Raw genomic sequence first — 26,148 nt, forward strand, 5'->3', positions numbered from 1 at the left:
ATTAATCACGTTCAAATATAATCTCGCCCTTATGGGCTTTTCTTTTTACCAGAAAACAGAACATACGTTTCATCTCCAGAGTTTCTACATAGAAAATGGCTCAACACTACAATCATCACTTGACTACTTACTATCGCGCTATAGAACAACACCAACTGACGTGTGGTATAAAGCCTGCGCTTTCGCAGGAATATGACAACCACCTCAACAAGTAGGTAGGAAGAATGTCTCCTGCTGATTCCGCGGTCTTAAGTTCCTAATAAGTGGGATTGGGTCGGGTGAAGTGGAGAAGTACGAAGCAGCAAAGATGACGGAATTGTCCTGAAGAAGCGATAGCGTTCGCCAACAAGCTTTCCGTTGGAAAGCTACTTCGGAAGCCTATGCTTTGCCCTCTGATTTCAACCGCTATAGCGGTATATAATCAAGAAATCAGAGGGCAACAGCGATCGTAAGGACAATCCCCACCATATGCCCCAAAAATAAAAACCCCCGAAGCTTAGAGCCTCAAGGGTTTCACGGATTAGTACATCGTCATATATTGATCAAGTTCCCATTGATGAACTCGTGTGCGGTACATATCCCATTCAATTTCTTTCAACTCATAGAAGTAAGCAAGGGCATGATCTCCGAGTGCGGAGGTAATCACTTCACTGCGGATCATCTCATTCAAAGCTTCCTTCAAATCTGCAGGTAAGCTTGGAATTCCCTCTTCAATCCGCTCTTCTTCTGACATGACATATATATTACGGTCAACTGGAGCAGGCAATTCAAGCTCATTCTTGATTCCGTCCAGTCCAGCTTTCAACATAACAGCAAGAGCTAGATATGGATTAGCTGCTGGATCCGGGTTACGTACTTCCACACGTGTACTAAGACCACGTGAAGCAGGAATACGAATCATTGGGCTACGGTTGCTACCAGACCAAGCTACATAACACGGAGCTTCGTATCCAGGTACAAGACGTTTATATGAATTCACAGTTGAGTTGGTGATGGCTGCAAAAGCACGTGCATGCTTTAGAATACCTGCCATATAATAACGTGCTGTACTGCTCAACCCTAATTCATCGGTCTCATCGTAGAATGCATTCTCTTTGCCATTGAATAGAGATTGGTGACAGTGCATACCCGATCCACTCACTCCATAAAGCGGCTTAGGCATAAAGGTTGCATGAAGCCCATGTTCGCGTGCGATCGTCTTGACGACCAGTTTAAACGTCTGAATCTGATCAGCGGCTTTAACAGCATCTTCGTATTTGAAGTCAATCTCATGTTGTCCAGGCGCAACTTCATGATGTGATGCTTCAACTTCGAAGCCCATTTCTTCAAGAGTTAGAACGATCTCACGTCGACAGTTCTCACCAAGATCCAAAGGTGCAAGATCGAAATATCCAGCTTTATCATTTAGCTCCATCGTTGGATTACCTTGTGCATCTGTTTTGAATAAGAAAAATTCAGGTTCTGGACCCACTTTCATGGACGAATAACCCATTTCTTCCGCTTCTCTCAAACAACGTTTCAAGATACCACGTGGGTCCCCAGCAAATGGAGTTCCGTCAGGCATATAGATGTCACAAATTAAACGAGCAACACGCTCTTCCGCTACCCATGGGAATACCACCCAAGTATCAAGATCGGGATATAAATACATATCTGATTCTTCAATCCGCGCGTAACCTTCAATCGAAGATCCGTCGAACATCATTAAGTTATCTACAGCTTTCTTGAGCTGACTTACAGGAATCTCCACATTCTTGATTGATCCTAGCAAATCAGTAAATTGTAAACGAATAAATCTTACGTTCTGTTCCTTAGCCATTTTAAGGATTGCTTCTTTGGTATAACCCACAGTACCCTCGCCCTTCGCAAATAGAATATTATACATTATTTATCAAAAAATCGGGATAATTCTCCTTTAATTAAGGAGCCTCGACCCGGTCTCCTATTTTCTGAAAGTTCTTGCTTAAGATCACGATGAAGTTGTGAATCATATAATCCTCCACGTTTAATTCCAGTATCGAGTGTAATGACTGTAGCCTCATCAGATTCCTTCGTAAAGGGCTTCATGACTTGCTTCATGCCCGCGATATTAACACCTTTCTCAATAAGCGCCTTAATCTCAAGCAATCTTCCCACGTCATTAAAAGAAAACAACCGTTGATTACCAGCTGTGCGAGCTGGAACGATCAATTCATGTTCTTCATAGTAACGAATCTGTCGTGCAGATAAATCAGTCAGTTTCATTACGATACCAATTGGGAATAATGCCATATTCCTACGAATATCATCACCCATGATTCATCAACCTTCCAGTGATCTAATATCTATCATTCTACATACCGCATTTTCTAGTGTCAATAGAATGTCAGGTAAGCTCACACAAGTTTTTTATCGATCATCATTTGTAGTGCCTTAAGCACCCCGTACTTCACATGAGCGTAGGTCAATCCACCCTGCATATAAGCAATATAAGGTTCTCTAATAGGTGCATCTGCTGATAATTCCAAGCTTCCACCTTGAATAAATGTACCGGCAGCCATAATAACAGGATGTTCATACCCAGGCATCTCCCATGGCTCAGGAACGACATAACTATCTACCGCTGCAGCACGCTGAATACCTTGAACAAATGCGATTAAATGCTCTGGTCCTGTAAAAGAAATCGCCTGAATGAGATCCGTTCGCTTCTCGTTCCAAGCTGGTTTCGTAACAAATCCAAATTTCTCAAACATAGCCGCAGCAAATACACTACCTTTAATAGCCTGTCCTACAATAGTAGGGGCCAAGAATAGGCCTTGATAAATCCCTCGTGTCGTTCCCATCATCGCTCCTACCTCACTACCAATTCCCGGTGCGGTCAGACGATAAGATGCTTGATCTACATATTCTCTCTTGCCACAAATATATCCACCCGTCTCCGCTATGCCACCACCAGGGTTCTTGATTAAAGATCCTGCTATTAGGTCGGCACCCACATCTGTTGGTTCATATTCTTCTGTAAATTCTCCATAGCAGTTATCAACAAATACAATGAGTTCTGGATTAATCGCCTTGACACGTCGAACCATTTCCCCAATTTGCTCCACCGAGAATGAGGCACGCCAATCATATCCCCTAGAACGTTGGATTCCAATCACTTTGGTTGATGCTGTTATCCCTTTCTCAACAGCATCCCAATCCACACTCTCATCCTCTAACAATGCGGCTTCTCTATATGTAATCCCGAAATCTAATAAGGAACCCAAACCATCGCCCGCTGCACCTATAACCTTATGAAGCGTATCATAAGGCCGTCCTGTAATATAAAATAATTCATCACCTGGGCGTAACACACCAAATAAAGCTGTCGAAATAGTATGAGTACCCGATGCAAAATGAGGCCGAACAAGTGCTGCTTCAGCCCCAAATACATCTGCATATACTAAATCTAAAACTTCGCGACCACGATCATTATAGGCATAACCTGTAGAGCCAGCGAAATGATAATCGCTGACTTTATGGGTTTGGAATGCATCAATCACTTTCCACTGATTCAAATCCACTATGCGATCAACTGCTTGCACCTGATCTTTAATCTGTTCTTCCACCGAAATCATATACTGTTCCAATTCTTCCGTAAATCTTGCCATTTCTTTTCAATTCTCCCTTGCTGTCTTCATTCTCTTCTAGTTACTTCACTTTAATGTCTCAATATATTCTTGTAGCAAATAGCCTTCTCTCTCATAATCGGCCTTATGAAGCAGAACCGTATAGAGTGAATCACTACCATCGAACTCCTGATCAGTGACCTCACCAACACGATACAAGAGTGACACTATATCTCCACGATTTGCAGGAATACGAAAAGTTAAAGTATCCCCCTTCAGAGTCGTCTGAATCGCATCACGTATCGCTAATAAATCCGTTTCATCGAACGCACTAATCTTTAAATACCCTTCACCCGAATTCAGCATTTGCAGTTGTTCCGGTGTACAAGCATCCTTCTTATTATAGAGAACGATTTGTGGTTTGTTCGATGCCCCTAAATCTTCAAGGATAGATTGAACGACAGCCATCTGATCTTCTCTCATATCGGATGACGCATCCACCACATGAAGGATCAATGTTGCCTCATTCACTTCCTCCAACGTAGAACGAAACGCTGCAATCAGGTCATGGGGTAAATTCTGAATGAATCCTACAGTATCCGTAAGTACGACTTCCTTACCAGTAGGTAATTCTAACACACGTGAGGTAGGATCTAAAGTAGCGAACAATTGATCTTGAATATATACGTCAGCATCCGTTAATTGTTTGAGCAAGGTAGATTTACCCGCATTCGTATAACCAACAAGTGCGACTTGAACCACTTCACTTTTCTTTCTACGTTCGCGATACAGCTTGCGATGACGGGTAATCTCATCTAATTGATGCTTCAAATCATCTACACGACCTCGTATATGGCGTCTGTCCGTTTCTAGTTTACTTTCTCCCGGCCCTCTAGTCCCAATACCGCCACCTAGACGTGAAAGATTCTGACCCTGCCCGGATAGACGTGGCAGTAGATAAGTTAACTGTGCCAGTTCAACCTGAATAATACCCTCACGCGTATTCGCTCTTTGGGCAAAAATATCAAGGATCAACTGCGTCCTGTCGATAATTTTAGCATCTAACATTTCTTCTAAATGCCGAACCTGTGCTCCGGATAGCTCATGGTCAAATATAGCTGTATTGGCGTCATTCTCCTCCATAATCATCCGAAGTTCATCTACTTTACCTTTACCAATGAAAAATTTAGGATCCTTTTTGGCAAGATTCTGACTTAGGGAATCCACCACTTCTACACCTGCTGTTTCGGCTAATTGAATTAATTCATGTAAAGAATGCTCTGGGTCGATTCCTTTTCTTTTTACCTCATCTGTCACTAGACTTACTAGGACTGCACGTGCTTGTATTTCCGCTTCTGTATCAAACGTGATGGTGTTTGCCATAAATTTAATTGCCCCTTTATCTGCTAAATCATAGATTGAACCTGAAATCTTCCGTACGTAAAGTCATCAACTCTTGCTTGCCTGGGTTACTGTTCTCATATTGATTCAAAAGCCTTACAGCATGATTTCGAATCGACTTCTCAATCATATTACGAACATATCTTGCATTACTAAACGCATGTAAACCTTCCGTCTTCTCTAGTACAATATGTTGCCTTAATTTTAGTATCGCCTGTGGCATTAGAATATAATCTCTATCTTTTGCCATAAGTTCTGAGATCTGAATGAGTTGATCCACCGTATAATCAGAGAAATCGACCTGTATTGGGAATCTCGAAGGAAGCCCAGGATTGGTCTGCAAAAAGGTATCCATCTCATCGCAATATCCAGCAAGGATAAGAATAAATTGGTTCTTTTGGTCTTCCATTGATTTTACTAATGTATCGATCGCCTCTTTACCGAAGTCCTTTTCCCCGCCACGAGCCAAGCTATACGCCTCATCAATAAAAAGAATGCCACCTAAAGCCTTTTTCACGAGATCTCTCGTCTTCTGAGCCGTATGACCAATGTATTCACCAACTAAATCCGCACGCTCAACTTCAATTAAATGCCCTTTAGTTAGCACACCCATCTTCTGAAATAGTTTAGCTATAATTCTCGCAACGGTTGTCTTTCCTGTTCCGGGGTTCCCTTTAAAAATCATATGATAGACTTGAGAACCACTTGCCAATCCCGCATCTGCACGCATAACCGCCACCTGAAGCAACGCAAAAATTTCAAAAACCAACTCTTTGATGTTATCCAAACCCACAAGTTGTTCCAGATCTCGCTGAATTTCTTGGTATAACCCTTGTTCAGGGGTTACTTTTGGAACCTTGGGGTTCTCGCGATCAGACACCACTTTAGTCAGCACAGGTGCATCCTGGCTACGTAAAACAACATTGATTTGTCTAGATGGTCTGCCATCAGCCTTGCCGTTTGATGCGACGACACGCCCGCTCATGCATCCATCACCTCATTATCTACTGGGATGATATCTCTATTCAATGTATTCTACTTTACTTGGGGTTATTAACAGATTTCAACGATTTAAACCCAAGCTTTAACAAACATTCATCTAGCTTCCACTTTGAATATGCCAGAATCTCTCTGCTCTTATGATAAGACATCGAAAGAACCTTCGAATCCGTCGTTGACAGTAAAGGATGAGCGTAATCCAAATGTTCTGCTATTTCGAATGCACGCATCCCATGGTATGTATGTGTAATAATGATTGCTGAGGACCATCCATGCTGATTCATAATTAGTTGGCTAAATTTCAAATTCTCCAATGTACTCGTTGCCTCATTCTCCATCATAATGACTTCATCGGATACACCATGATCTAGTAAATATTGGCGCATACCTTCAGCTTCAGTGAAATTGAATTCAGGCTGGTCCAGTCCCCCACTTACGATAAACCAATCAAACTTACCTTCATTATACTGCTTTAGTCCATGATCCAGTCTTTCCTTAAGACTAGGGCTCGGCACATCGCCCCACATAGAAGAACCAAGGATGATACCAACTTCCGCAGATTGACTCGCATCAGATGATTGCACAGAATTAATCTTCCATAATGCATAGCCTGACCACATTAGAATCAAGAAGAAGATTACGGCAATCGTGATAACAATCCTCTTGAACCCATTCATATTTCTACTATGATTCCGAATCATGAATTCCTCCTGAACTCATCGTTCTCAAACAATTGTTTACGATGTTCTAATGACATCAAGAAGTAAGGGAATTTCTGATTATCAATCTCATCCAATAGGTTCTTTGCTGTTGATACAGCTAATCGATAATCCTCTTCTGTAATATCTTTTCGTCGCAATGCATCATCCAACTCGTCTTCATCTAGAAGGAATACTTCACCATTTCGAAGCACGACAACATCTAAATACAAATCATCAAACCAAGGTACGCCTTGATCGGTAACTCCTTGTATTTTGCATGTATCAATATACCATTGAATAATTTCTTCTCGCTCATCAAACATAGCAGTGACAATATAATGACTGTTCTTTGGATAATATTGTAGCCAAGAATATCCCTTATCAGCAATCCGACACGTGTGTTTGCCATACGTTTTCCATAGCGGTTCCTTCAGATTATAAATGGTATACAACGTAATATAGCCTGTAAACCTGTCGGATTCTACATACCGGCAGGTAAAGCGGCGGCGTGAGATTCTTCGCCAGTTCGCACGATCTCCAAATTTACGTTTCATGGAAATTTCCCTCTCCAACTATGTTAGCTACAGCTTATCACATATGTGATTCACACTCAAAAAAGAGCCATACTATTCAAACCGTCTCTTTTAGAGGTTGTTCAAAAAGTCATCTTTTATAGCTTAATTATACAGCATACCACCATATGTCCTACTCTGAAAAGAAAAAATCCTGACGGAAATCTTACCGTCAGGATCATGTGTCACTATTTGCATATCATATTACTGATAGTGCGAGTTAAAAAGATAACTTATTAAACTTCCTCTTATGGAGATGTCGTCTCTGGAATTACGTAATCACCTATAGTAGTATCACGGCCTCGATCTTGAGATGTCGTTTCCCCAACACCTCCTCCTTCCGGATCAACAGGAGTTACCTCCTCAGCGGGTGGAATGATTTCACCCTCATTCACAGGTGGCGTTTCGACGCCAGGACCACCATTCCCATTGCCGTGTCCATTGCCGTGTCCATTACCGTTGCCGTTGCCATTTCCGTTGCCATTACCATTACCATTACCGTTGCCGTTCTCATTTCCATTACCGTGTCCGTTCCCATTGCCATTCTCGTTTCCGTTACCGTTATCTGGTTGTTGATCAACGTCTGGTAGCTCGGGAAGCTCCTCGATAGGTTCTTCAGGCGCGGTCACGATCTGAACAATATTAGATTTCTCTGATTCCACGTTATCATCTGCGAGAAATGCTGTAACGTAATATTCGTAAGAAAGTCCTTCGATCGTGTCGAAATCCTCTACACCACTTGATGATGTAGCTTCCACAACTATTCTAAAATCTGCCTCGGAAGATTCTTTACGGTACAGACGATACTGAACATTACTATCTTCTATACCATTCCAATTCAGCGACACAATTTGTGTATTCGGATCATATGAGCCATTTAATCCTGTAACTACCAGAGCCATCTCTGGTTCTGGTTCGGGTATTGGCTCTTTCGCCTTTTCAGGAGCCGAGAAACTTAACGGATCGAACCCTTGCACCGCCTGTTCCATCACTTTTCCCCAAAAGGTTGAAGCTACAGAACTGCCCTTCTTGAGCATATGTGTTGCATCAGGTTGGTCATATCCCATCCACACTGCTGCAGTGAGTTCAGGTGTGTAACCTACAAACCACACATCACGGTTACCACTATTCCCCTTAATACCACTCTGAGTTGTGCCTGTTTTCCCTGCAACCGGTCTACTTATTGCTGCTCTTTTACCCGTACCACTAACTACAACATTCTGCAACATTTCTGTCATTTGAGAAGAAGTGTCCTTACTCATCACTTCTTTACCATTCTGCTTACGCTCATATTTAACTTTATCTTTACTATCCTTAATGATTTTGATTGAATAAGCTTCATTCAAAATGCCATCATTCGCGAATGCGCTAAAAGCCTGAGCCATCTCTAGCGTATTGGTACCTGAATTAAGACCACCCAGCGCTAAAGACAAGTTCTTATCTTCTGGCTCTAACGTTATTCCTAATTTCTGTGCAAACTTAAAGCCGGTATTCACACCTATTTCATTCAATAACCATACAACCGGTATATTCTCGGAGGTCTTTATCGCATCAGACATACTGATCGTTTCCGAATATCCACTCAAGTTACGTGGACAGTAATTACCGAAACATTGCTTCATGTTACTAAGTAGTGAAGTACTACTATATTCTCCAGATTCTAGTGCTGGCGCATAAGAAACTATTGGTTTAATTACCGATCCCGGTTGTCTTCGACTGCCCGTAACGCGACTAAATCCCTTCCGTTCATAATCTCTGCCACCCATGAGAGCCACGATAGCCCCACTCTGATTATTCATAATAACCATAGAAGCCTGCACCTGAATATTATCCGGGCTCTTCTCGAAATTATCGCTATCGGCGAACTCTTTTTCAATAACCTTCTGCGCATTCGTGTCCATTGTCGTATAAATCTTATATCCACCGACGTTCAGGTCATCTTGCGTTAATCCGGTCATTTCTTCAGCCTCACTCATCACATAATCAATGAAGGCTAAATACTGTTGCTTCTTCGCAGGCGGAGTGTAGTCATACACTACATTCTTTGCTTCTTCTCGCTCTGCACTCGTAATATATCCTTGCTCCTCCATCAACAGTAACACTACAGAGCGACGCTCCATAGACAACTCTGGATTTCGTAAAGGATTATATTTCGTTGGCCCTTTTGGCATTGCCGCCAAAGTTGCCATTTGCCAGATCTCCAAATCATTCAAATTCTTCTTGCCAAAATAATACTCTGATGCAGCCTTGATCCCATATCTTTGACCACCGAAATTGATCCGATTAAGATACATCGTAATAATCTCATCTTTAGACATCTTACGTTCTAACGTCATCGCAATCGACATTTCGGTTGCTTTACGGAAGAATGTCTTCTCACGTGTCAGAAATATATTTTTGGCGAGCTGCTGAGTAATCGTACTACCACCCTCAACCATAGACCTTGCCATAACATCTTTCACGGCTGCACGGCCAATGGACCAAATGTCCACTCCACTATGCTCCAAGAAACGTTTATCCTCCGTTGCGATAAAGGCATCCTTTAATAGCTGAGGGATTTGATCACTCTCAACAGGGTCGCTTTGCTGAATAGATAATTCGTACATCAAGCTCCCATTACGATCATACAATTTCGAGCTTTCATTCGGGATAAGCTTATCCTTATTTTCCATATATAACTTCTCACCACTTAAGGTGATATATAGAAATCCTGCTAATGCGCAAAACACGGCAATCGCTATTGTAAAAAACAAGCTCCAAAAAATCTTCTTCTTGGATATCTTTCTCTTGTTTTTCTTCTTGGGCTGATCTGTATTTGTATTCGCCCTAGTAGGTCGTTTATGAACCATTGTAATTCCCCCCTTGACTCCTTCATTCTAGTACTGGAATGAAAAGAACAACCCTTAGTAGGTTGCTCAGTCTATTTCCTATTCATTTAAACGTAATAACACTCCAAAAGGTTTCACAATGACTTATCCCACAGTGGGAGGTTCTTGCATCAATGAAACATTACGTTGCGGTGTAATCGTTGATATCGCATGTTTGAACAGCATTTGTTGACGACCTTCACTATCCACAACAACCGTGAAATTATCGAATGCTTTGATCGTACCTCTGATTTGAAAACCGTTAACCAAAAATATGGTAACAGAAATGCTCTCTTTACGTAGTTGATTTAGAAAAGTATCTTGGATGTTGATGGATTTGTTCATAAAACGTTCCCCCAATGTTTCATTTATTTTTCTTTGTTAACTATTCCCTATTTGAAAGAAGCTTTCCTGCTATTATATCATGAATCTGGGCGAAGTTCTCGGAAAAGTTTTCTTTGTCCGTTACATCCACCCATGAAATATCTTTCATATGGCGGAACCAAGACAACTGCCTCTTTGCAAATCTCCGCGTATCCCGCTTCAATAACGTGATCGTATCTTCCCATGTCAACTCACCCTCTAGGAAGGAAATAACTTCTTTATAACCCAATCCTTGCATAGAGATCAGACTCTTGTCAAAACCTTTATTCATTAAATTCGTTACTTCAGCTACTAAACCTTGTTGTATCATCTCATCGATACGCGCTTCAATTCGTTTATATAGTATTTGCCTATCCATTGTCAAACCAATGATGCTTAGATCATAGGGAGACTCTTTCGTTTGGGCGGCCATTTGCGCAGATAGTGTCGTATTCGTTAAATGGTGAATTTCCAAAGCACGAATCACTCTACGTTGATCATTCATATGCAATCTCTCTGCACTGATGGGATCTACAAGCTTTAATACATCATGTAATGCCTCCGCACCGTAGCTTTCTGCATATTGAACCTGCTCACTACGGAATACTTCGTCAGCACCAACTTCAGTAAACTGAAACCCATAACAGACAGACTCAATATACAGCCCCGTTCCTCCAACAATAAAAGGGATACGCCCCCGACCATGAATTTCTCCAATGAGACGATGGCACTGTTCTTGGAACTCTGCGACTGAATAAGCCTCATCTGGATCGTGAATATCTATTAAATGATGTGGAATGCCTTCCATTTCATCGACGGAGATTTTGGCAGTACCTATATCCATCTGGCGATACACTTGCATCGAATCACCCGATATAATTTCGCATCCGAATAATTTAGCTAGTTCAATACTCATCTTTGTCTTGCCGACGGCGGTTGGACCCAGGAGTACCAATAAAGATGGTTTAGTTTCAGTTGTCAAGGAATATCACTCCATACGTGATTTTTGATTGGTTACGTTCTAACATTCGGAAGCCGAGTCGAGCAAATTCGGGACTGCCCCATTTCTCTTTAAGCATGACAGTCTTTCTAGCAACTCGGACAGCTTCTTGTATACTATCTAAACTCAGTGCGTCCCCATTTGCAAATTCACGTAAAGGATTAATCGCTGCCGAATCCATCAAAGGTTCACGAAACATAGGATCGAAGTATACGATATCTACACTATCATCTGCCATTTCTCGCAAAATATCTAGATGATGTCCATGTTTCACTTTTATTCTGCGCATCGCCTGATTGACCGTCTCCATACCTGTTACATAATGACCGAATCCTTCTTTCAACAATACAGCCATATCGATCGAGCTTTCTAAAGCTGTCACTTGACCCTCGGATCCAGCCTTCACTGCAAATACGAGTGAATCGCTTCCTAACCCGGCTGTACAATCAAGGACCGAATCACCTGGCTGCATCCCTGCCGCATCTAACATCGGATCAGGGTCACCCTTTATTACACGCTTCGCCCGTACATACCCCATACTCGGATGATACTCTATCAAAGAACCATCTGGTCTAACTAATCTCGCGCCACCCTCTAAGACTACAAGGGCTACTGTTTCACCTGATCTTTCCATCAGTTTCGTTAACGAGGTTGACTCACGCGGCACATATGTAAACCCTGTATCCACCGCTATAGTCTCAGCACGCTTGACCAATTGTTGTCCAGCCGCGTTTCCTGTCGTAATAATCATTATGTTCTCCTATCCTCTGTAAGAATAATCCTTCAACCCCTATATTAACTACATGACACGTTTAAATAATTTCTCTAGATCATAAGCCGAGAACGAAATAACAATAGGTCGTCCATGAGGACAAGTGTAAGGTTGCTTGCAAGCAGCCAACCGTTCTAAGAGAGTATCCGACTCTAACGGAGTCAACCTTTGATTCGCTTTAATTGAGGCCTTACATGAGCATAGAACAGATGACTTCTCTCTTAACTTGGCTAAATCAATCATGCGTTCACTAAGGACCCACTCTGCCATCTCTTCAATAATTTCCTGCTCTTCTCCCTTAGGGAACCAGTAGGGATGTGATCTCACCCGAAAGGTCTGCCCACCGAAATGTTCTAAATAAACCCCTACCTGTTCGAACCAATTCAATTTTTGTTTCAGCTGCTCAGACTCCGAAGGCGTAAATTCTAACGTTATCGGTAGTAAAAGCTCCTGCGAAGCATCGTCAGGACGACCAAATTGTTCATAATAAAATTCATAATTGATTCGTTCATGTGCTGCATGTTGATCGATCAAATAAAGCCCCTCTTCGTTTTGTGCGATTAAGTAAGTTCCATGATGCTGACCGATAAGCGTTAATTCAGGAAATGGAGGAAGTTCAGACGAACCACTTGCTGGTGCAGCATAGACTTCCGGGTTGAAGGGCTCATTTTTCACTTCTGCAGGTCGATATCCCATTTCCCTATTTGCTCCATAATTCTGATCTTTACGTTCTCTCATAGGAGAACTCACATCTGTGCGAACAGGCCATTCGGATCCAGAATTCACAGATGAAATAGGCTTAACAGGCAATCGTTCCTCTTGACCACTTAAACCTTGCCCTACGATAGCACTAGATTGATCTTTCGTAAACCGGAACTGTTCTTGAATAAAGGATGACCCACTTTGACCAATGTGATGTTTCACAGGTTGTGGAATGAGGACTTGTTGACGTAACACAGCATAAATGGCTTGTTCAACGAAAGGATACAATTCATTTTCTTTACTGAAACGCACCTCAAGCTTGGCCGGGTGTACGTTCACATCCACAATCGAAGGATGCATCGTTAGAGAAAGAATAGCTAATGGATAGCGGTTGATCGGTAATAACGTATGGTAGGCTCTCGTAATTGCTTGGTTCAAGCCATAACTACGAATATATCGACCATTTACAATCGTTGAAATTCCGTTCCGATTCGATCGCGTCCATTCCGGGCGACTAACATATCCTTGCAAACTGAAATCCTTATCTTCTACTTGCAATGGAAGCATCGCCTTCGCGGCTTGTGTTCCGTATATTGCGGCAATTACCTGTAACAGATCCCCATTACCTACGGTTTGTAGTAATGTATTCTCATTATGTCTCAATATAATACCGATCTCAGGATGAGATAAGGCAATGCGGTACATATAATCTGAAATATGACCAAGTTCTGTCTGAATGGTTTTCATATATTTAAGCCTTGCCGGTGTATTATAGAATAATTCCTTCACGACAAAAGAAGTCCCCCGAGATGAGGCTGTATCTTCGTTTTCAATTAGCTTTCCGCCCTCAATAACTAGCTTGCGGCCCAGTCCATCCTCATTGCTCGAAGTGGTTAGCGTCAACTTAGATACCGCTGCGATACTCGCTAACGCTTCACCTCTGAATCCTAAACTAGTAATGTTAAAAAGATCGCGTCCATTCGTTATTTTACTTGTCGCATGGCGATAAAAGGCCGCTTCACAATCATCCGGTTCAATACCTGACCCGTTATCCATGATGCGAATGCTTTGCAGTCCACCTTCTTCTATAATGACTTCAATCTTGGTGCTCCCGGCATCAATAGCATTCTCCACTAGCTCTTTAACAACAGAAGCAGGCCGCTCCACAACTTCACCTGCGGCAATCTGGTTAGCAATGTGCTCGTCCAATACATGAATTTTGGCCATGGCTATTCCCTCTCTCGTACTGAATATTATGGTTCTACTTATATCCCTTTCGCCTTCACACTAAGCTCAAGTAACAATTGCATCGCTTGTAACGGTGTCATATTCATGAGGTCCACATTCTTAACCGATTCAATAATATGAGTGACAGAAGGGTTCATTGGCGCTGGTGTTTCCTTCTTCTTGTGTTGTATATCCTCTTCACCAAATATAGATAGCTGCACAACAGCGCTAGCTTCCTTTATCTCGTTTCTATGATCATAGTTATCGTCTTTAACTTCCTCAACACTAACTGCCACTTGCGAAGGCGCATGTTCCAAACCTTCCAGAAGCGTATTGGCTCGGTCAATAATGGAATCTGGCAAGCCTGCTAAGCGAGCACAATAAACGCCATAACTACTTCCGGCAGCGCCTGGAATCAGTTTACGTAGGAAGTGGACCTTGTCGCCACTCTCCTGCACGGACATAGAGTAATTGCGTAAGCCAATCAAACTTTCTTCCATATGTGATAATTCGTGGAAGTGCGTTGAGACTAGTGCTTTACAGCCAATTTGATCATGTACAAATTCAATAACCGCTTGAGCAATGGCCATCCCTTCACTCGTTGAAGTCCCACGTCCAAGTTCATCAATAATGATCAGACTCCGCGAGGTTGCTTTCTCTGTCATCACTTGAATGTCAGCCATTTCAACCATGAAAGTACTCTGGCCCCCAATTAAGTCATCCGCTGCACCAATTCGAGTAAATATACGATCTACCATAGGAATTTCCGCTCGATTTGCAGGTACATAGCAGCCCATTTGAGCCAGTATAGATATAAGAGCCACTTGACGCATATACGTACTTTTCCCTGCCATATTAGGACCCGTAATGAGTAAAATATTGGCCGATTCCTTAGATAATTCCGTTGAGTTAGCAATGAAATCAGCATCTTTCATCACAGCCTCGACGACAGGATGACGTCCACCTTCAATGATCAGATCGTAATTGTCCGTCAGCACCGGCTTCACGAAACCATGTTCTACACTAATCGCAGCGAGAGATTGGTATACGTCCAATTCAGCGACCTTCTCCGCAAGGGATTGTAGTCGTTGGATTTGATTACTCAATTTCTCTCTTAGCTCTGTGAAGAGTTCATATTCTAAGTCCACCATCTTCTCCTGAGCCTCGAGAATCAATCCCTCTTTCTCTTTCAGTTCAGGCGTGACATATCGTTCCGCATTCGCCAGCGTCTGTTTCCGTTCATATCTTCCTTCTGGTAATGCCCCGATATTAGCCTTGGTTAATTCGATATAATATCCAAACACTTTATTGAATCCAATCTTCAATGACTTAATTCCCGTTGCCACGCGCTCTTGCGCCTCTAGCTCCGCAATCCACTTTTTCCCGTTAGTGCTGGCCTCTCTAAGCTCGTCCAAATGATGATGGTATCCAGCCTTAATTAATCCACCCTCTCGAACTGAAATAGGCGGTTCATCCACGATTGCCTGCTCAATCGCGTCATGCAGATCACCACAGGGATCCAGCTCGCTTGCAATCTTCCCTAATGTCACCGATGAGGAAGCAGCACATAGCTCTTTAAGCGCTGGAATCTGTCTTAGTGATAACTTGAGCGCTATCAGATCTCGACCCGTAGCATTGCCATAGGCGATTCTGCCTACAAGCCGCTCCAAATCATATATATCACTGAGTGAATGCCGTAAATCTTCACGTAATATAAGCTGGTTGTACAGCAATTCTACGGCTTCAAGCCTTTCCTCAATTCGACTACGATGTAACAACGGTTTATCGATTCTACGTCGTAATAGGCGTGCTCCCATGGATGTCTCTGTTTTATCTAGAAGCCATAATAGTGAGCCTTTCTTAGATCTGTCACGGACGGTCTCTACTAACTCTAGATTACGGCGGGTAAAAGGATCCAGAATCATATAATGTCCAGGTTCATACGATGAGATCTGTGTTAATTGACCTAGCGAACGTCTCTGTGTCTCATTAAGATAGGAGATCAGTACAGAGATACAAGTTCCACGCTCTTGGTCTAGTCGAGCCCATGCGGCTTCGCCGAATTGACTTCTGACCATCTTCTCTTCCTTCTTCTCCCATGGCGTATAAAGGACAGGTCTATTCCCTTGAAGCTGTAATGACCGAATGCTCGCAAGCATCCCTTCATCTCCAATAATCTCAGATGGTTCATATATGTTAATCTCATCACGTAACCATTCCAGTGAGGATGGGACAGATGTCACGTATAATTCTCCAGTAGACAAATCACAAGCAGATAAGCTCATCATCCCACCTGAAGTTGTCACACAGACTAAATAATTATTTGATTTATCAGCTATATTCTTGCCGTCCATATTCGTTCCTGGTGTCACAACGCGAACGATACCTCGGCGTACCATTCCTTTCGTCGTTGCAGCATCCTCAAGTTGCTCACAGATGGCAACCTTAAATCCCTTTTCAATGAGACGCTGGATATAGCCCTCCGCGGCATGGTAAGGAACACCACACATCGGTATTTTGCCATCTCCTCCGCCACCACGACTCGTAAGCGTAATCTCAAGCTCACGAGATGCACGGATAGCATCTTCAAAGAACATTTCATAGAAATCCCCTAGTCGAAAAAATAAAAATGCATCTTGGGCTTGTTTCTTCACATTCAAATATTGTTCAATCATTGGCGTATATTGGGACATGAGTTACCTCCATAAATCTAATTATGCTAATCCTGATTATAACACAGGAACCTTCCAGAGCGGACGGATATCCCGTGATTCATCCCATGATCTTCCGCTAGACATACGATCCAACAGAGGATCGATATATTTTGAATAGTTTGAATAGTCGCTAAGTGATCTCATATCTCGGAATAAGGGCTCGATACAATCTCGAATCGGCTGCTTCAACCCCTCATAGAAAGCGCTATGAATTTTCTCTTGCTCTAATGGTCGCAACATTAACTTTTTATAATTACGAACCACGATATATGCAAGACAAACGACACCCTTTGTAACCATTGGAGATACTAAGAAACTAGGTAGAGTTCGATACTCAAAGCCCCCATGAGGCTGTCTTCTGAAATCCCCAAGATACCCATAACGGGGTCTCCTTGCCAAACTTGATTGATCCTCAAGTAACATTACGGGGAGAGTGAGATAATTATCCAACACTTGCAAAAGAGCCGAAGTCAGAACGATACCACTGAAGTGCAAGTGCCCACCCAAAGGTAATCCAGGCACTGGCATTCCCCCAGCTTTCCACATTAAGGATCTGTCTTTGATCATGTGAGAAGCAGAACTCATGGCGTGCATAAGTTCCACAAGTAATCCACGCGGTTGTAGACTCGGTTCGGGGCGCAATTCAGCAACAGGGAAGCTAGTAATCCCCCCCATATGAACAGCATCGCATCCCACCTCCCCTGTACGTTCTAGAAAATCTGATGCCGGGACGACTTCCATTGAAGAAGAATCAATAAGTAGAAATTCAGGATCCATACCCATCATAAGCTGAATCCCTTTCCTTTTTTCCATACGTAATGCGTTATGTAGATTGACTTGATGCTGATGATATAACCCTAACAACTTCGTGTCTTGTAATCTCGACAACGGCGTGATCTTCTCCAACACATAGCGACGTTCACCATAGGTTGAGACTATAGCTTCGCCTGATTCTAATCCTAATGTATAAAAACTTCGAACGGCCACCTTCGCCAATCTATTCATTAAAGAACTTTGTTCCTCATCCACTCCAGACGTCATCGTTAATCCCGTCCTTATTCCTCCATTCGCTAGCTTGGAGACATTGAATCCACGTAAATCACACACTTGTACAGCATATCTACTGCGATATGTAGATTCCTGACGGCGATCTCTCCTACCTTCCGCTAATTCAGACGATACCCCCGAACGAATGAGCCGAGCTTGACGGACAGACAATGACATTGATTCAAAGAACCGCAACCCTAGATCCACTTAAATACGCCCCCTGCTATACTTCGTGATCAAAAGATGACTTTTTGAACATCCTCTAAAATAAAAACAAAAAAGGAGGGCATCCGCCCTCTACACAGACGCCCTCGCAACATATACTACCTTAATACTTCACAAATTAACCGCATGCGTTACAGATCATCATCCAATAAGTCGGGATCCAAATCTTCGTAGTCAACATTATCCTCGGCAAACTCAAATTCCTTGTCATCAAAAATCTCGTTACCGACGAGAACAAACACTTTCGTCTCCGCAATGAGTTCCACTGTGAATTCCCGTTCGACACGGATGATGACACTTCCACCTCCCGAGGACACACTTGCTTCCACACAACTAGGTTCCTGCGTGGCATCCGCAGAGACTTCAACTGTGGATGCCCGATGTCTCGGGTCTACATACGATAGCGAGACAAAATCTACATAAGGTACAGTTTCTTTCGCTACATCGGTTTGAGAGTTCTTGTCATAGGAATACCAAATGTTGATATCGTAAGTACCAATAACTTCAATTCCGTCCCCCGCCGCAACAGCCTCATACTGATGATTAATAATCCATGCACCTAAAATACTGGTTGGATTATGCGGCGGAGTTACGGTATGTGTTACGGTAGAGAACTTACGACCTTTGCCACAGATCGCTTTCGTTATGATCTCTCTACTTTGTTGTTTACGACTTAATGACATCTTCGAACCTCCTCCATACAATCATTCACTACTAAGTGTATGCAGGGACTAGGCAAAAGTTGATTAGCCTAGTACAAATAAATAAAATTTTCTATTAAAGCAACGATGTTTGAGTAGAAATCTACTAGTGCGAGTTCAAAATGTTAGCTTTTCAGGAATAGGAGCCTTACTTTTCTTAGCAATTTTCAGATATAAGGATAACTCGCGACATAGCTGTAAAATAGAAGATCTAATCTCGAATTCCTCCCTAGTGGTTGGAAGATCCATTTCTTTGAAATCTTGTTCCAACTTTTCCAACAGCATCTCAGTACGACCTGTATATACCGATTCCGTTACATCATGACTAAGTTGTTCCATCAATTCGGCTACCAATTCACCCTGAGGAAGTTTCTGATATACTTCAGCAATTCGTTGCACCATGACTAGAATTAAATCCAGCTGTTCCCTACGCATATAGAAATAAATATTCCATGCTGCATCTGGATGAACCACTTGATTCTCCATCCCCCGGTTTGCTGCTTGAGATCCTTCTGCAATGGCTTTTCCCGCTTCGATTAGTTCGCTTCCATCCCAAACATAATTGGGATTATGTAAAGTATGGCTAATATGTTGAAATATTATAGCGAATAGCCCGTCCACCTTGTGACGAATCTCAATCATCTGTGTACTCACCTTAGGCATATACACCATATTAACGACCATCGCTGAACCCAGTCCAATGATTAGCAATTCAATTTGTGTTAATAGCACGGGCAACGATAGATCCTCGCCACCAAATATACGAAATACAACGACGGAGCTTGTAACAATTCCTTCCTTAAAACTCGTTTTAACGATTAATGGAAAGCCGAACAATACAAATAACCCGAGGACCCAGTAGTGGAAACCAAAGACGGCAAATAGCATACATGCAAAAAGAAGCCCCACGATAGAGGCGAAAAAACGAGCTGAAATCGTGCGCAAACTCCTTTTACGAGTAACCTCGACACCTAAAATGGCTAATAAACCCGCACCCTGAGGATTTGGTATACCGACCATATCAGCGATCAGAATAGACATAAGTGTAGCTATCGCTGTTTTTATAACTCGAATACCCATGAGAACACATCTCTTTTCTGTCATTATGATTGTAGTCTCATGGTACTTTATTTAATAAGTCAACACAATGTGAGTTATCATACGCTTTGAGTATGTGGATTCTCAACTTCTTATATTTCCGCTGAAACGGGCATCGTCCTTGATAAAGGACGGCGAAGTCGTTTCTACTTGTGGATTAACAGCTTGCGCTCCATATACACAACCGCCTGGTACATCACCGTTGCTACAACTGCAATAATAAACAGACTCGACATCACTAACGTAAAGTTAAACACTTGAAAACCATAAATAATTAAATACCCTAGACCCATCCGCGCCACTAGAAACTCACCCACAATGACACCGACCCAAGCCAAACCAACATTCACTTTCAAGGTGGAAATAATGGCAGGAAATGATGCTGGTAAGATCACTTTACGAAATACATCCGAACGTGAACCACCAAATGTCTTCACCACTTTGACTAGGTTCGCATCTACCTCTGAGAAACTATTGTACACGACTAATGTCGTAATAATGACGATGACCGACAACGTAGTTACAACGATAGCTGTAAAACCAGCACCAAATACAACGATAAAGAGGGGGCCCAATGCCACCTTAGGCATACTGTTGAATACGACCATGTAAGGATCTAGCACCTTCGATACGAAGGGGGACCACCAGAGCAGAACGGCAATCCCAGTCCCAAGCAACGTACCAAGTACAAATCCTACAACAGTCTCACCAACGGTCGTTCCGATGTGCCTCCAAATCTCTCCACTGACGATGTCTTCCCAAATATGATTAAATATCTTTGTAGGATAACTAAACAGTAATACATCAATCCACTTGAGTTTCCCCGCGGTTTCCCACAAAATTAGAATAAACAACAACAAACCCAGTTGGACCGTTAATACATTTCTGCGTAGTTTATTTTTATGCGCGAGATATTGCTGATATCGTTCTGTAAGCAAGTTCCCTCTCGCTATATGAGTTTCATCCTCTGTTGGATTCGACCTGTTCATACTGATCACACCTCCTCATTTACAGATCACTCGTCATTTCCATCGCGCTCCAGATCTCATGAAAGAGAATTTGAAAGCCCTCCTGATCACGAGCATGAAAAGGCAATACGTCACGGATATTTCTCGGCACCTCAAATATTCTTCTTATTCTACCCGGATTGCTGCCAAGTAGAATAATTCGATCACTCATGGCGATCGCTTCTGATAGATCATGAGTGACCAACACGGCCGTTTTGTTACGTTCACGTAAAGTACGAGAGATAAGATCTTCTAATTGTAATTTCGTCTGATAATCCAATGCAGAGAAAGGTTCATCCAATAACAATAGACCCGGATCTGTCGCTAATGTTCTTACGAGCGCTACGCGTTGGCGCATCCCACCTGAAAGATGTTGTGGGTAAATATTCTCTTTCCCTTGTAGCCCCATTTCTTCAAGCAATGCCAAGGTCATCGCTTTATTCTCTAATGTGACCCCCTCTGTTAACTCTAAACCGAGAAGCGCATTATTTAGAATGGTCCGCCATGGAAACAGATAATCTTGCTGCAACATATATCCTACTTCGGATGATGGCCCCATAAGCTTCCGTCCATACACAAGAACCTCACCTTGGCTTGGTGTAATCAGGCCTGCAATGATCGAAAGAATCGTTGTTTTCCCACAGCCACTTGGCCCAACAAGACTTACAAATTCTCCAGGATGTACAGTCAGTTGAAGGCGATCCACAGCCAGAGAGGCTTCACGATCGGTGATATAAATATGAGCAACATTATTCAACTCTACAACAGGTACCATATGCACTCTCCTTTTGGCTGGGGTAAGTTACTTCACTGTAGATTTGGCCTTCTCAGCAAATGTATTATCCACAATATCTTCTCGTGCCACCCGTTCTTTCAATTCACCAGCGTTCTCCATCACGTCTAACAGGTTATTCCATTCCGCATCGTCTAATTGAGGATCTGTTGCGTACGTCCCTTGTTCTTGATAACGTTTCACTGCAGAAATAATAATCTCACGGTCTGTGTCTTTGAAATAAGGAATGATCGCATCTGCAATTTCCTCAGGACTATGATCGGCTACCCAAGTTTGAGCCTTTTGTACCGCGTTCGTAAATTTCTGAACGGTATCCGCATTATTCTTGATATAACTTTGTTTACTCATGAACACAGTATAAGGTAGGAGTCCGCTTTCCACGCCGAATGAAGCAACTACATGACCTTTACCCTCTTTTTCAAAAATGGAGGCTTGTGGTTCGAACAACTGTACATATTGTCCAGTTCCCGAAGCAAAGGCAGAGGCTATATTAGCGAAATCAATATTCTGAATCAATTCTAGATCTGTATGTGGATCAATTCCCTGCTTATGAAACGTGAACTCTCCAGCCATTTGCGGCATACCGCCTTTACGTTGCCCTAAGAATACTTCTCCCCTCAACTGATCCCAGTTAAATGTGCCGCTGTCTTCTCTAGCAACAAGAAACGTTCCATCTGTCTGAGTCAACTGTGCGAAATTGATTACGGGATCTTCAGATCCTTGCTGATACACATAAATGGACGTCTCCGAACCAACTAATGCCACATCTATAGCGTTCGACAGTAAAGCAGTCATCGTCTTATCTCCGCCAGGAATCGTCTGTAACTCGACATCCAATCCCTCTTCTTTAAAAAAGCCTTTTTCCAGGGCCACATATTCTGGTGCATAAAATACGGAACGGGTCACTTCCCCAATCTTCACCTTCGTTATAGTATCTTTCCCTCCGCAACCGGCAGCAACTGTACTACAGATGAGAAGAACAGCTATAGCTGCCACAATCGTTCTTTTTGCTTTCCACATAGGTATCCCTCCATTCTTCCAAGTAAACATATTGCATCATATGCTACAGCCTACAAAAGGTTATTCTTGATGGCATATTTCAGATATCTTCAGCGCAAAAAGCCATGATTCCCTACAACATGCAGGGGTTCATGGCATTAAATATTAACCTTATAAATATAAATATATTAAATTGCATTTTCAATCTTACAACTTGTATATTTCTTTATATTTCGCTTCCAAGTAATCTGCCAAGTAATTCGGGTTCAACTCTTCACCTGTCACTTGAACTATAATTTCTGATGGTGTCAGACTTTTTCCATATTGATAAATTTTATCCGTAAGCCATTCCTTAATAGGTAGTAAATTCCCCTCAGCGATCCATTCATCATATTGTGGCAGCTCTTTACGTATCGTATTTAAAAATTGTGCCGCATACATGTTCCCAAGTGAATACGATGCGAAATATCCGAAATCTCCACCAGACCAATGTACATCTTGAAGGACACCGAGTCCATCATTTGGAGGTTGAATGCCAAGATACTCCTGGTACTTCGTATTCCATACTTTCGGCAGATCTTTCACTGATAAGTTGTCATTAAACAGCATCTTCTCGATCTCATAACGAATAATGATATGAAGATTATATGTTAATTCATCTGCATCAATTCGAATAAGAGAGTTCTCTACGCTGTTAATTGCACGGTAGAAGTCCTCGACCGCTACATCTTGAAGCTGTGGAGCGAAATGCTGTTGTAGATCACCGTAATATCTTTCCCAGAATGCTACACTGCGTCCAATCATATTCTCCCATAAGCGAGACTGTGATTCATGAATACCCATTGAGGTGCCTTCAGCGAGTGGAGTCCCAGCAAATTTCACATCAATATTTTGCTCGTAAAGCGCATGTCCGCCTTCATGTAATGAGCTGAATAACGCATTCGTCACATCCTCTTCCACATAATGCGTCGTAATCCGTACATCACCAACGTTAAGACTCGTAGCAAATGGATGCACACTTTCATCTTGACGTCCTGCCTCAAAATCATATCCCATTTGTTCAAGAATAAAGAGTCCAAATTTCTCTTGTTGCTCTTTTTTAAATATTTGTTGGAGAAAGCCTTTTTCCGGTTGATGTGGAGAGGCTTGAATCGCTTCGACTAATGGTACTAGACGGCTACGAAGTTGGCTGAAAATCTGATCCAGTTTCTCCACTGTCATATCAGGTTCATACATATCGATCAGTGTATCGTATCGAGTTCCCTTAACACCCCAATAATCGATGAACTTTTTCTTCATAGCAACGATTTTACTTAAATACGGCTCGAACCCTGCAAAGTCACTCTTTTCCTTCGCTTCTTCCCACAATGTCTGAGCATGTGCCGTTAAGGCAGAATATTCTTGAAATTGATCTGCTGGAATGAGCTTGTTCAGTTCATACTCCTTTTTACAATCCAGAATGATCTTTCGATCTACATCATCAAGTTGCGCAATAACATTCTCATTTGAAAAATACTCCAAGTATTTCGCCATATCATCTGAAATTTGTAATTTGAACATTTCAGTATCTAATATACCAATTGTTTCTGATCGGAATTCAGCACCTTTGCGGGGAGCACCTGTCCTTAGATCCCAGTGCAATAAAGATACAGCCTCATAATAACCTCTTATTTTACGAACTAATTCGCGAAATTGATCTAACTTCATTTTTACTTCATTTTCCATTTTATTATTCACCTCGTGATATTTTTCTACTTTCCTCTTGATGATACTTATTACAAAAAGTATAATCAACTGTTAAGAACGAATTTATCCTAACAGAGGAGGGATCTTCCCTATGACCCACATTTCTGAAGTATTGGAGTATAACCAACATTTTGTTGAGAACAAAGAATACGAGGCTTACCGCACTAGTAAATTCCCTGACAAGAAAATTGTTGTACTCAGTTGTATGGATACCCGACTTACAGAACTACTTCCCAAAGCTATGAATTTCAAAAATGGCGACGTTAAACTTATAAAAAATGCCGGCGCCATTATATCCCAGCCTTTTGGTAGCGTAATGCGTAGTATATTAGTTGCCATTTATGAACTACAAGCAGATGAAGTCTTCATCGTAGCTCACTTAGATTGTGGCATGGCTTCATTGAACTCAGATCATATGATCGAAATGATCAAAGATCGTGGTATCTCAGAAACCGTGTTATCCACTCTCGAGAACTCAGGAATTCGATTATCTAAATGGCTTAGAGGATTCAATGATGTACATGAAGGCGTCATTCATACGGTTAATGTTATCAATAAACATCCACTGCTCCCGGCAAATATACCTGTACACGGAATGATTATCGACCCGGACAATGGCGCATTAGAACTTGTTATCGATGGGTACAAAAATTTGTAACATACACTATGATACGTACGAACACGAATCTATCGGATTCGTGTTTTTTGCGTAACTCATGTCTGTTTATTTGCCAAACCATACAGTTTCAGTGTACACTTCTCTCTGTTGAAACTTTAATAAGTATCAACGTACATCACTAGATACACAACACTATTATACTTCAGGAGGATTCAATTTCGTATGAAAAAATGGATTATGGTTGTTATGGCTTTCACTCTTATCTTTGTTACAATTTCCCCAACTAGTGTCGATGCAAGACGTGGTGGTGGATTTAAATCCGGAACGAAGTCTTTCACGAACACACCTAAGAAATCTACAACAAATAGTAATGTAAGCAAATCTACAACGAATAACAAATCCACAGCAGGAACGGCTGCAGGATCAACTGGGAAACGTGGGTTTTTCAGTGGCGGTAGCTTAATGAAAAGCTTGATGATTGGTGGATTAGCTGGAATGTTATTCGGAGGCATGTTTGGTAATATGGGCTTCATGGGCGATCTTATCGGATTAGCAATCAACGTGCTAGCAATTTATGTACTAATCTCCTTAGCACTTGCTGGATATCGCGCTTACAAGAACCGTCGTAAACCAGATCCACGTGACGGAAGGTACTAATAGATATGGAACTTTCCATGGATGAGATTATTAATGCTATTTGCCTACACATGGCCGAACGCAAAGGCATACGTCCTACAGATGTTCAAGTAGAATTGAGTTGGGATGAAGAACAGGGGTATTCTGCCGAAGTGTGGACACAAGGCCGGAGTCAATATCTCGTTGAATCGAATATGATCGAAGCAATCCTTCGCTACTTGCAGAGTGAATACGATATTCGTGCCTTCCGTGAACAGGTAACATTAGATATCGATGAAGAGATTACAGCGAATGTTGTGACGACTTAAACATAAGAGGATGTCCTAGTGAGTCAATGAACATGACTTAAGGACATCCTCTTTCGTCTGACAA

At 42.1% G+C, this 26,148-nt stretch carries 23 protein-coding genes; 3 read left to right on the forward strand and 20 right to left on the reverse strand.

Annotated elements, in window-relative coordinates; translation table 11 throughout:
- Positions 1-520: 520 nt before the first annotated feature.
- The 20 genes from glnA to AC1TO8_RS18920 form a co-directional block, all read right to left on the reverse strand.
- Positions 521-1,849: a type I glutamate--ammonia ligase gene (gene glnA, locus AC1TO8_RS18825; protein ID WP_482057202.1), complete on the reverse strand. Its 1,329-nt coding sequence runs from the start codon at positions 1,847-1,849 to the stop codon at positions 521-523.
- Positions 1,850-1,884: 35 nt separating this feature from the next.
- Positions 1,885-2,295, reverse strand: coding sequence for a MerR family transcriptional regulator (locus tag AC1TO8_RS18830; protein ID WP_482057169.1), 411 nt, complete (start codon positions 2,293-2,295; stop codon positions 1,885-1,887).
- A gap of 80 nt (positions 2,296-2,375) precedes the next feature.
- On the reverse strand, positions 2,376-3,629 hold the full coding sequence (locus AC1TO8_RS18835) for a methionine gamma-lyase family protein (protein WP_482057170.1): 1,254 nt from the start codon (positions 3,627-3,629) through the stop codon (positions 2,376-2,378).
- A gap of 45 nt (positions 3,630-3,674) precedes the next feature.
- On the reverse strand, positions 3,675-4,970 hold the full coding sequence (gene hflX / locus AC1TO8_RS18840) for a GTPase HflX (RefSeq protein WP_482057171.1): 1,296 nt from the start codon (positions 4,968-4,970) through the stop codon (positions 3,675-3,677).
- A gap of 28 nt (positions 4,971-4,998) precedes the next feature.
- A complete protein-coding gene (locus AC1TO8_RS18845) occupies positions 4,999-5,973 on the reverse strand; it encodes an AAA family ATPase (RefSeq protein WP_482057172.1) in 975 nt (324 codons plus the stop codon).
- 55 nt (positions 5,974-6,028) lie between these two features.
- Positions 6,029-6,688 (reverse strand): YdcF family protein, encoded by a 660-nt coding sequence (locus tag AC1TO8_RS18850; protein WP_482057173.1) that lies wholly within the window; start codon positions 6,686-6,688, stop codon positions 6,029-6,031.
- Complete coding sequence (locus AC1TO8_RS18855) at positions 6,685-7,242, reverse strand: ribonuclease FAU-1 family protein (RefSeq protein ID WP_482057174.1); 558 nt, start codon at positions 7,240-7,242, stop codon at positions 6,685-6,687. Before AC1TO8_RS18855 ends, AC1TO8_RS18850 begins: the two co-directional genes overlap by 4 nt.
- 266 nt (positions 7,243-7,508) lie before the next feature.
- A complete protein-coding gene (locus AC1TO8_RS18860) occupies positions 7,509-10,109 on the reverse strand; it encodes a transglycosylase domain-containing protein (RefSeq protein WP_482057175.1) in 2,601 nt (866 codons plus the stop codon).
- Positions 10,110-10,232: 123 nt separating this feature from the next.
- On the reverse strand, positions 10,233-10,472 hold the full coding sequence (gene hfq / locus AC1TO8_RS18865; RefSeq protein ID WP_438350972.1) for an RNA chaperone Hfq: 240 nt from the start codon (positions 10,470-10,472) through the stop codon (positions 10,233-10,235).
- Positions 10,473-10,512: 40 nt separating this feature from the next.
- Positions 10,513-11,472 carry a tRNA (adenosine(37)-N6)-dimethylallyltransferase MiaA gene (gene miaA / locus AC1TO8_RS18870; protein WP_482057176.1) on the reverse strand — a complete coding sequence of 320 codons (960 nt, stop codon included), beginning with the start codon at positions 11,470-11,472 and terminating at the stop codon, positions 10,513-10,515.
- A complete protein-coding gene (locus tag AC1TO8_RS18875; protein ID WP_482057177.1) occupies positions 11,462-12,241 on the reverse strand; it encodes a class I SAM-dependent methyltransferase in 780 nt (259 codons plus the stop codon). Before AC1TO8_RS18875 ends, miaA begins: the two co-directional genes overlap by 11 nt.
- A 48-nt stretch (positions 12,242-12,289) precedes the next feature.
- A complete protein-coding gene (gene mutL / locus AC1TO8_RS18880) occupies positions 12,290-14,191 on the reverse strand; it encodes a DNA mismatch repair endonuclease MutL (RefSeq protein ID WP_482057178.1) in 1,902 nt (633 codons plus the stop codon).
- Between the two features lie 38 nt (positions 14,192-14,229).
- Positions 14,230-16,884: a DNA mismatch repair protein MutS gene (gene mutS / locus AC1TO8_RS18885; RefSeq protein ID WP_482057179.1), complete on the reverse strand. Its 2,655-nt coding sequence runs from the start codon at positions 16,882-16,884 to the stop codon at positions 14,230-14,232.
- A 36-nt stretch (positions 16,885-16,920) separates the two neighbouring features.
- Positions 16,921-18,159 (reverse strand): putative amidoligase domain-containing protein, encoded by a 1,239-nt coding sequence (locus AC1TO8_RS18890; protein ID WP_482057180.1) that lies wholly within the window; start codon positions 18,157-18,159, stop codon positions 16,921-16,923.
- Positions 18,160-18,308: 149 nt separating this feature from the next.
- Positions 18,309-18,860 carry an outer spore coat protein CotE gene (gene cotE / locus AC1TO8_RS18895; RefSeq protein ID WP_482057181.1) on the reverse strand — a complete coding sequence of 184 codons (552 nt, stop codon included), beginning with the start codon at positions 18,858-18,860 and terminating at the stop codon, positions 18,309-18,311.
- 135 nt (positions 18,861-18,995) lie between these two features.
- Entirely contained in the window at positions 18,996-19,958 is a 963-nt protein-coding gene (locus tag AC1TO8_RS18900; protein ID WP_482057182.1) for an aromatic acid exporter family protein, read from the reverse strand.
- Positions 19,959-20,122: 164 nt separating this feature from the next.
- The gene (locus AC1TO8_RS18905; protein WP_482057183.1) at positions 20,123-20,965 is read right to left on the reverse strand and encodes an ABC transporter permease; all 843 of its coding nucleotides are present in this window, start codon (positions 20,963-20,965) and stop codon (positions 20,123-20,125) included.
- Positions 20,966-20,984: 19 nt separating this feature from the next.
- Positions 20,985-21,758, reverse strand: a complete 774-nt coding sequence (locus AC1TO8_RS18910) for an ABC transporter ATP-binding protein (protein WP_482057184.1) — start codon at positions 21,756-21,758, stop codon at positions 20,985-20,987.
- 27 nt (positions 21,759-21,785) lie between these two features.
- Positions 21,786-22,796, reverse strand: coding sequence for an ABC transporter substrate-binding protein (locus AC1TO8_RS18915; protein ID WP_482057185.1), 1,011 nt, complete (start codon positions 22,794-22,796; stop codon positions 21,786-21,788).
- 186 nt (positions 22,797-22,982) lie between these two features.
- Complete coding sequence (locus AC1TO8_RS18920) at positions 22,983-24,500, reverse strand: carboxypeptidase M32 (RefSeq protein ID WP_482057186.1); 1,518 nt, start codon at positions 24,498-24,500, stop codon at positions 22,983-22,985.
- A gap of 112 nt (positions 24,501-24,612) precedes the next feature.
- Here AC1TO8_RS18920 and AC1TO8_RS18925 point away from each other — a divergent pair, with 112 nt between their 5' ends.
- The 3 genes from AC1TO8_RS18925 to AC1TO8_RS18935 all read left to right on the forward strand — a co-directional run bounded on the left by AC1TO8_RS18925 (position 24,613) and on the right by AC1TO8_RS18935 (position 26,084).
- Positions 24,613-25,179, forward strand: a complete 567-nt coding sequence (locus AC1TO8_RS18925) for a beta-class carbonic anhydrase (RefSeq protein ID WP_482057187.1) — start codon at positions 24,613-24,615, stop codon at positions 25,177-25,179.
- A gap of 183 nt (positions 25,180-25,362) precedes the next feature.
- Positions 25,363-25,797: a hypothetical protein gene (locus AC1TO8_RS18930; RefSeq protein WP_482057188.1), complete on the forward strand. Its 435-nt coding sequence runs from the start codon at positions 25,363-25,365 to the stop codon at positions 25,795-25,797.
- A gap of 5 nt (positions 25,798-25,802) precedes the next feature.
- A complete protein-coding gene (locus AC1TO8_RS18935) occupies positions 25,803-26,084 on the forward strand; it encodes a YxcD family protein (protein ID WP_482057189.1) in 282 nt (93 codons plus the stop codon).
- Positions 26,085-26,148 lie beyond the last annotated feature (64 nt).

Source organism: Paenibacillus sp. Y859, assembly GCF_056786405.1.

What these genes read in the sequence shown, in the direction of transcription:
- AC1TO8_RS18830 (WP_482057169.1), bottom strand. Translation starts at nt 2,295, where the DNA reads ATGGGTGATGATATTCGTAGGAATATGGCATTATTCCCAATTGGTATC.
- AC1TO8_RS18835 (WP_482057170.1), bottom strand. Translation starts at nt 3,629, where the DNA reads ATGGCAAGATTTACGGAAGAATTGGAACAGTATATGATTTCGGTGGAA.
- hflX (WP_482057171.1), bottom strand. Translation starts at nt 4,970, where the DNA reads ATGGCAAACACCATCACGTTTGATACAGAAGCGGAAATACAAGCACGT.
- AC1TO8_RS18845 (WP_482057172.1), bottom strand. Translation starts at nt 5,973, where the DNA reads ATGAGCGGGCGTGTCGTCGCATCAAACGGCAAGGCTGATGGCAGACCA.
- AC1TO8_RS18850 (WP_482057173.1), bottom strand. Translation starts at nt 6,688, where the DNA reads ATGATTCGGAATCATAGTAGAAATATGAATGGGTTCAAGAGGATTGTT.
- AC1TO8_RS18855 (WP_482057174.1), bottom strand. Translation starts at nt 7,242, where the DNA reads ATGAAACGTAAATTTGGAGATCGTGCGAACTGGCGAAGAATCTCACGC.
- AC1TO8_RS18860 (WP_482057175.1), bottom strand. Translation starts at nt 10,109, where the DNA reads ATGGTTCATAAACGACCTACTAGGGCGAATACAAATACAGATCAGCCC.
- hfq (WP_438350972.1), bottom strand. Translation starts at nt 10,472, where the DNA reads ATGAACAAATCCATCAACATCCAAGATACTTTTCTAAATCAACTACGT.
- AC1TO8_RS18875 (WP_482057177.1), bottom strand. Translation starts at nt 12,241, where the DNA reads ATGATTATTACGACAGGAAACGCGGCTGGACAACAATTGGTCAAGCGT.
- mutL (WP_482057178.1), bottom strand. Translation starts at nt 14,191, where the DNA reads ATGGCCAAAATTCATGTATTGGACGAGCACATTGCTAACCAGATTGCC.
- mutS (WP_482057179.1), bottom strand. Translation starts at nt 16,884, where the DNA reads ATGTCCCAATATACGCCAATGATTGAACAATATTTGAATGTGAAGAAA.
- cotE (WP_482057181.1), bottom strand. Translation starts at nt 18,860, where the DNA reads ATGTCATTAAGTCGTAAACAACAAAGTAGAGAGATCATAACGAAAGCG.
- AC1TO8_RS18900 (WP_482057182.1), bottom strand. Translation starts at nt 19,958, where the DNA reads ATGGGTATTCGAGTTATAAAAACAGCGATAGCTACACTTATGTCTATT.
- AC1TO8_RS18905 (WP_482057183.1), bottom strand. Translation starts at nt 20,965, where the DNA reads ATGAACAGGTCGAATCCAACAGAGGATGAAACTCATATAGCGAGAGGG.
- AC1TO8_RS18910 (WP_482057184.1), bottom strand. Translation starts at nt 21,758, where the DNA reads ATGGTACCTGTTGTAGAGTTGAATAATGTTGCTCATATTTATATCACC.
- AC1TO8_RS18915 (WP_482057185.1), bottom strand. Translation starts at nt 22,796, where the DNA reads ATGTGGAAAGCAAAAAGAACGATTGTGGCAGCTATAGCTGTTCTTCTC.
- AC1TO8_RS18920 (WP_482057186.1), bottom strand. Translation starts at nt 24,500, where the DNA reads ATGGAAAATGAAGTAAAAATGAAGTTAGATCAATTTCGCGAATTAGTT.
- AC1TO8_RS18925 (WP_482057187.1), top strand. Translation starts at nt 24,613, where the DNA reads ATGACCCACATTTCTGAAGTATTGGAGTATAACCAACATTTTGTTGAG.
- AC1TO8_RS18930 (WP_482057188.1), top strand. Translation starts at nt 25,363, where the DNA reads ATGAAAAAATGGATTATGGTTGTTATGGCTTTCACTCTTATCTTTGTT.
- AC1TO8_RS18935 (WP_482057189.1), top strand. Translation starts at nt 25,803, where the DNA reads ATGGAACTTTCCATGGATGAGATTATTAATGCTATTTGCCTACACATG.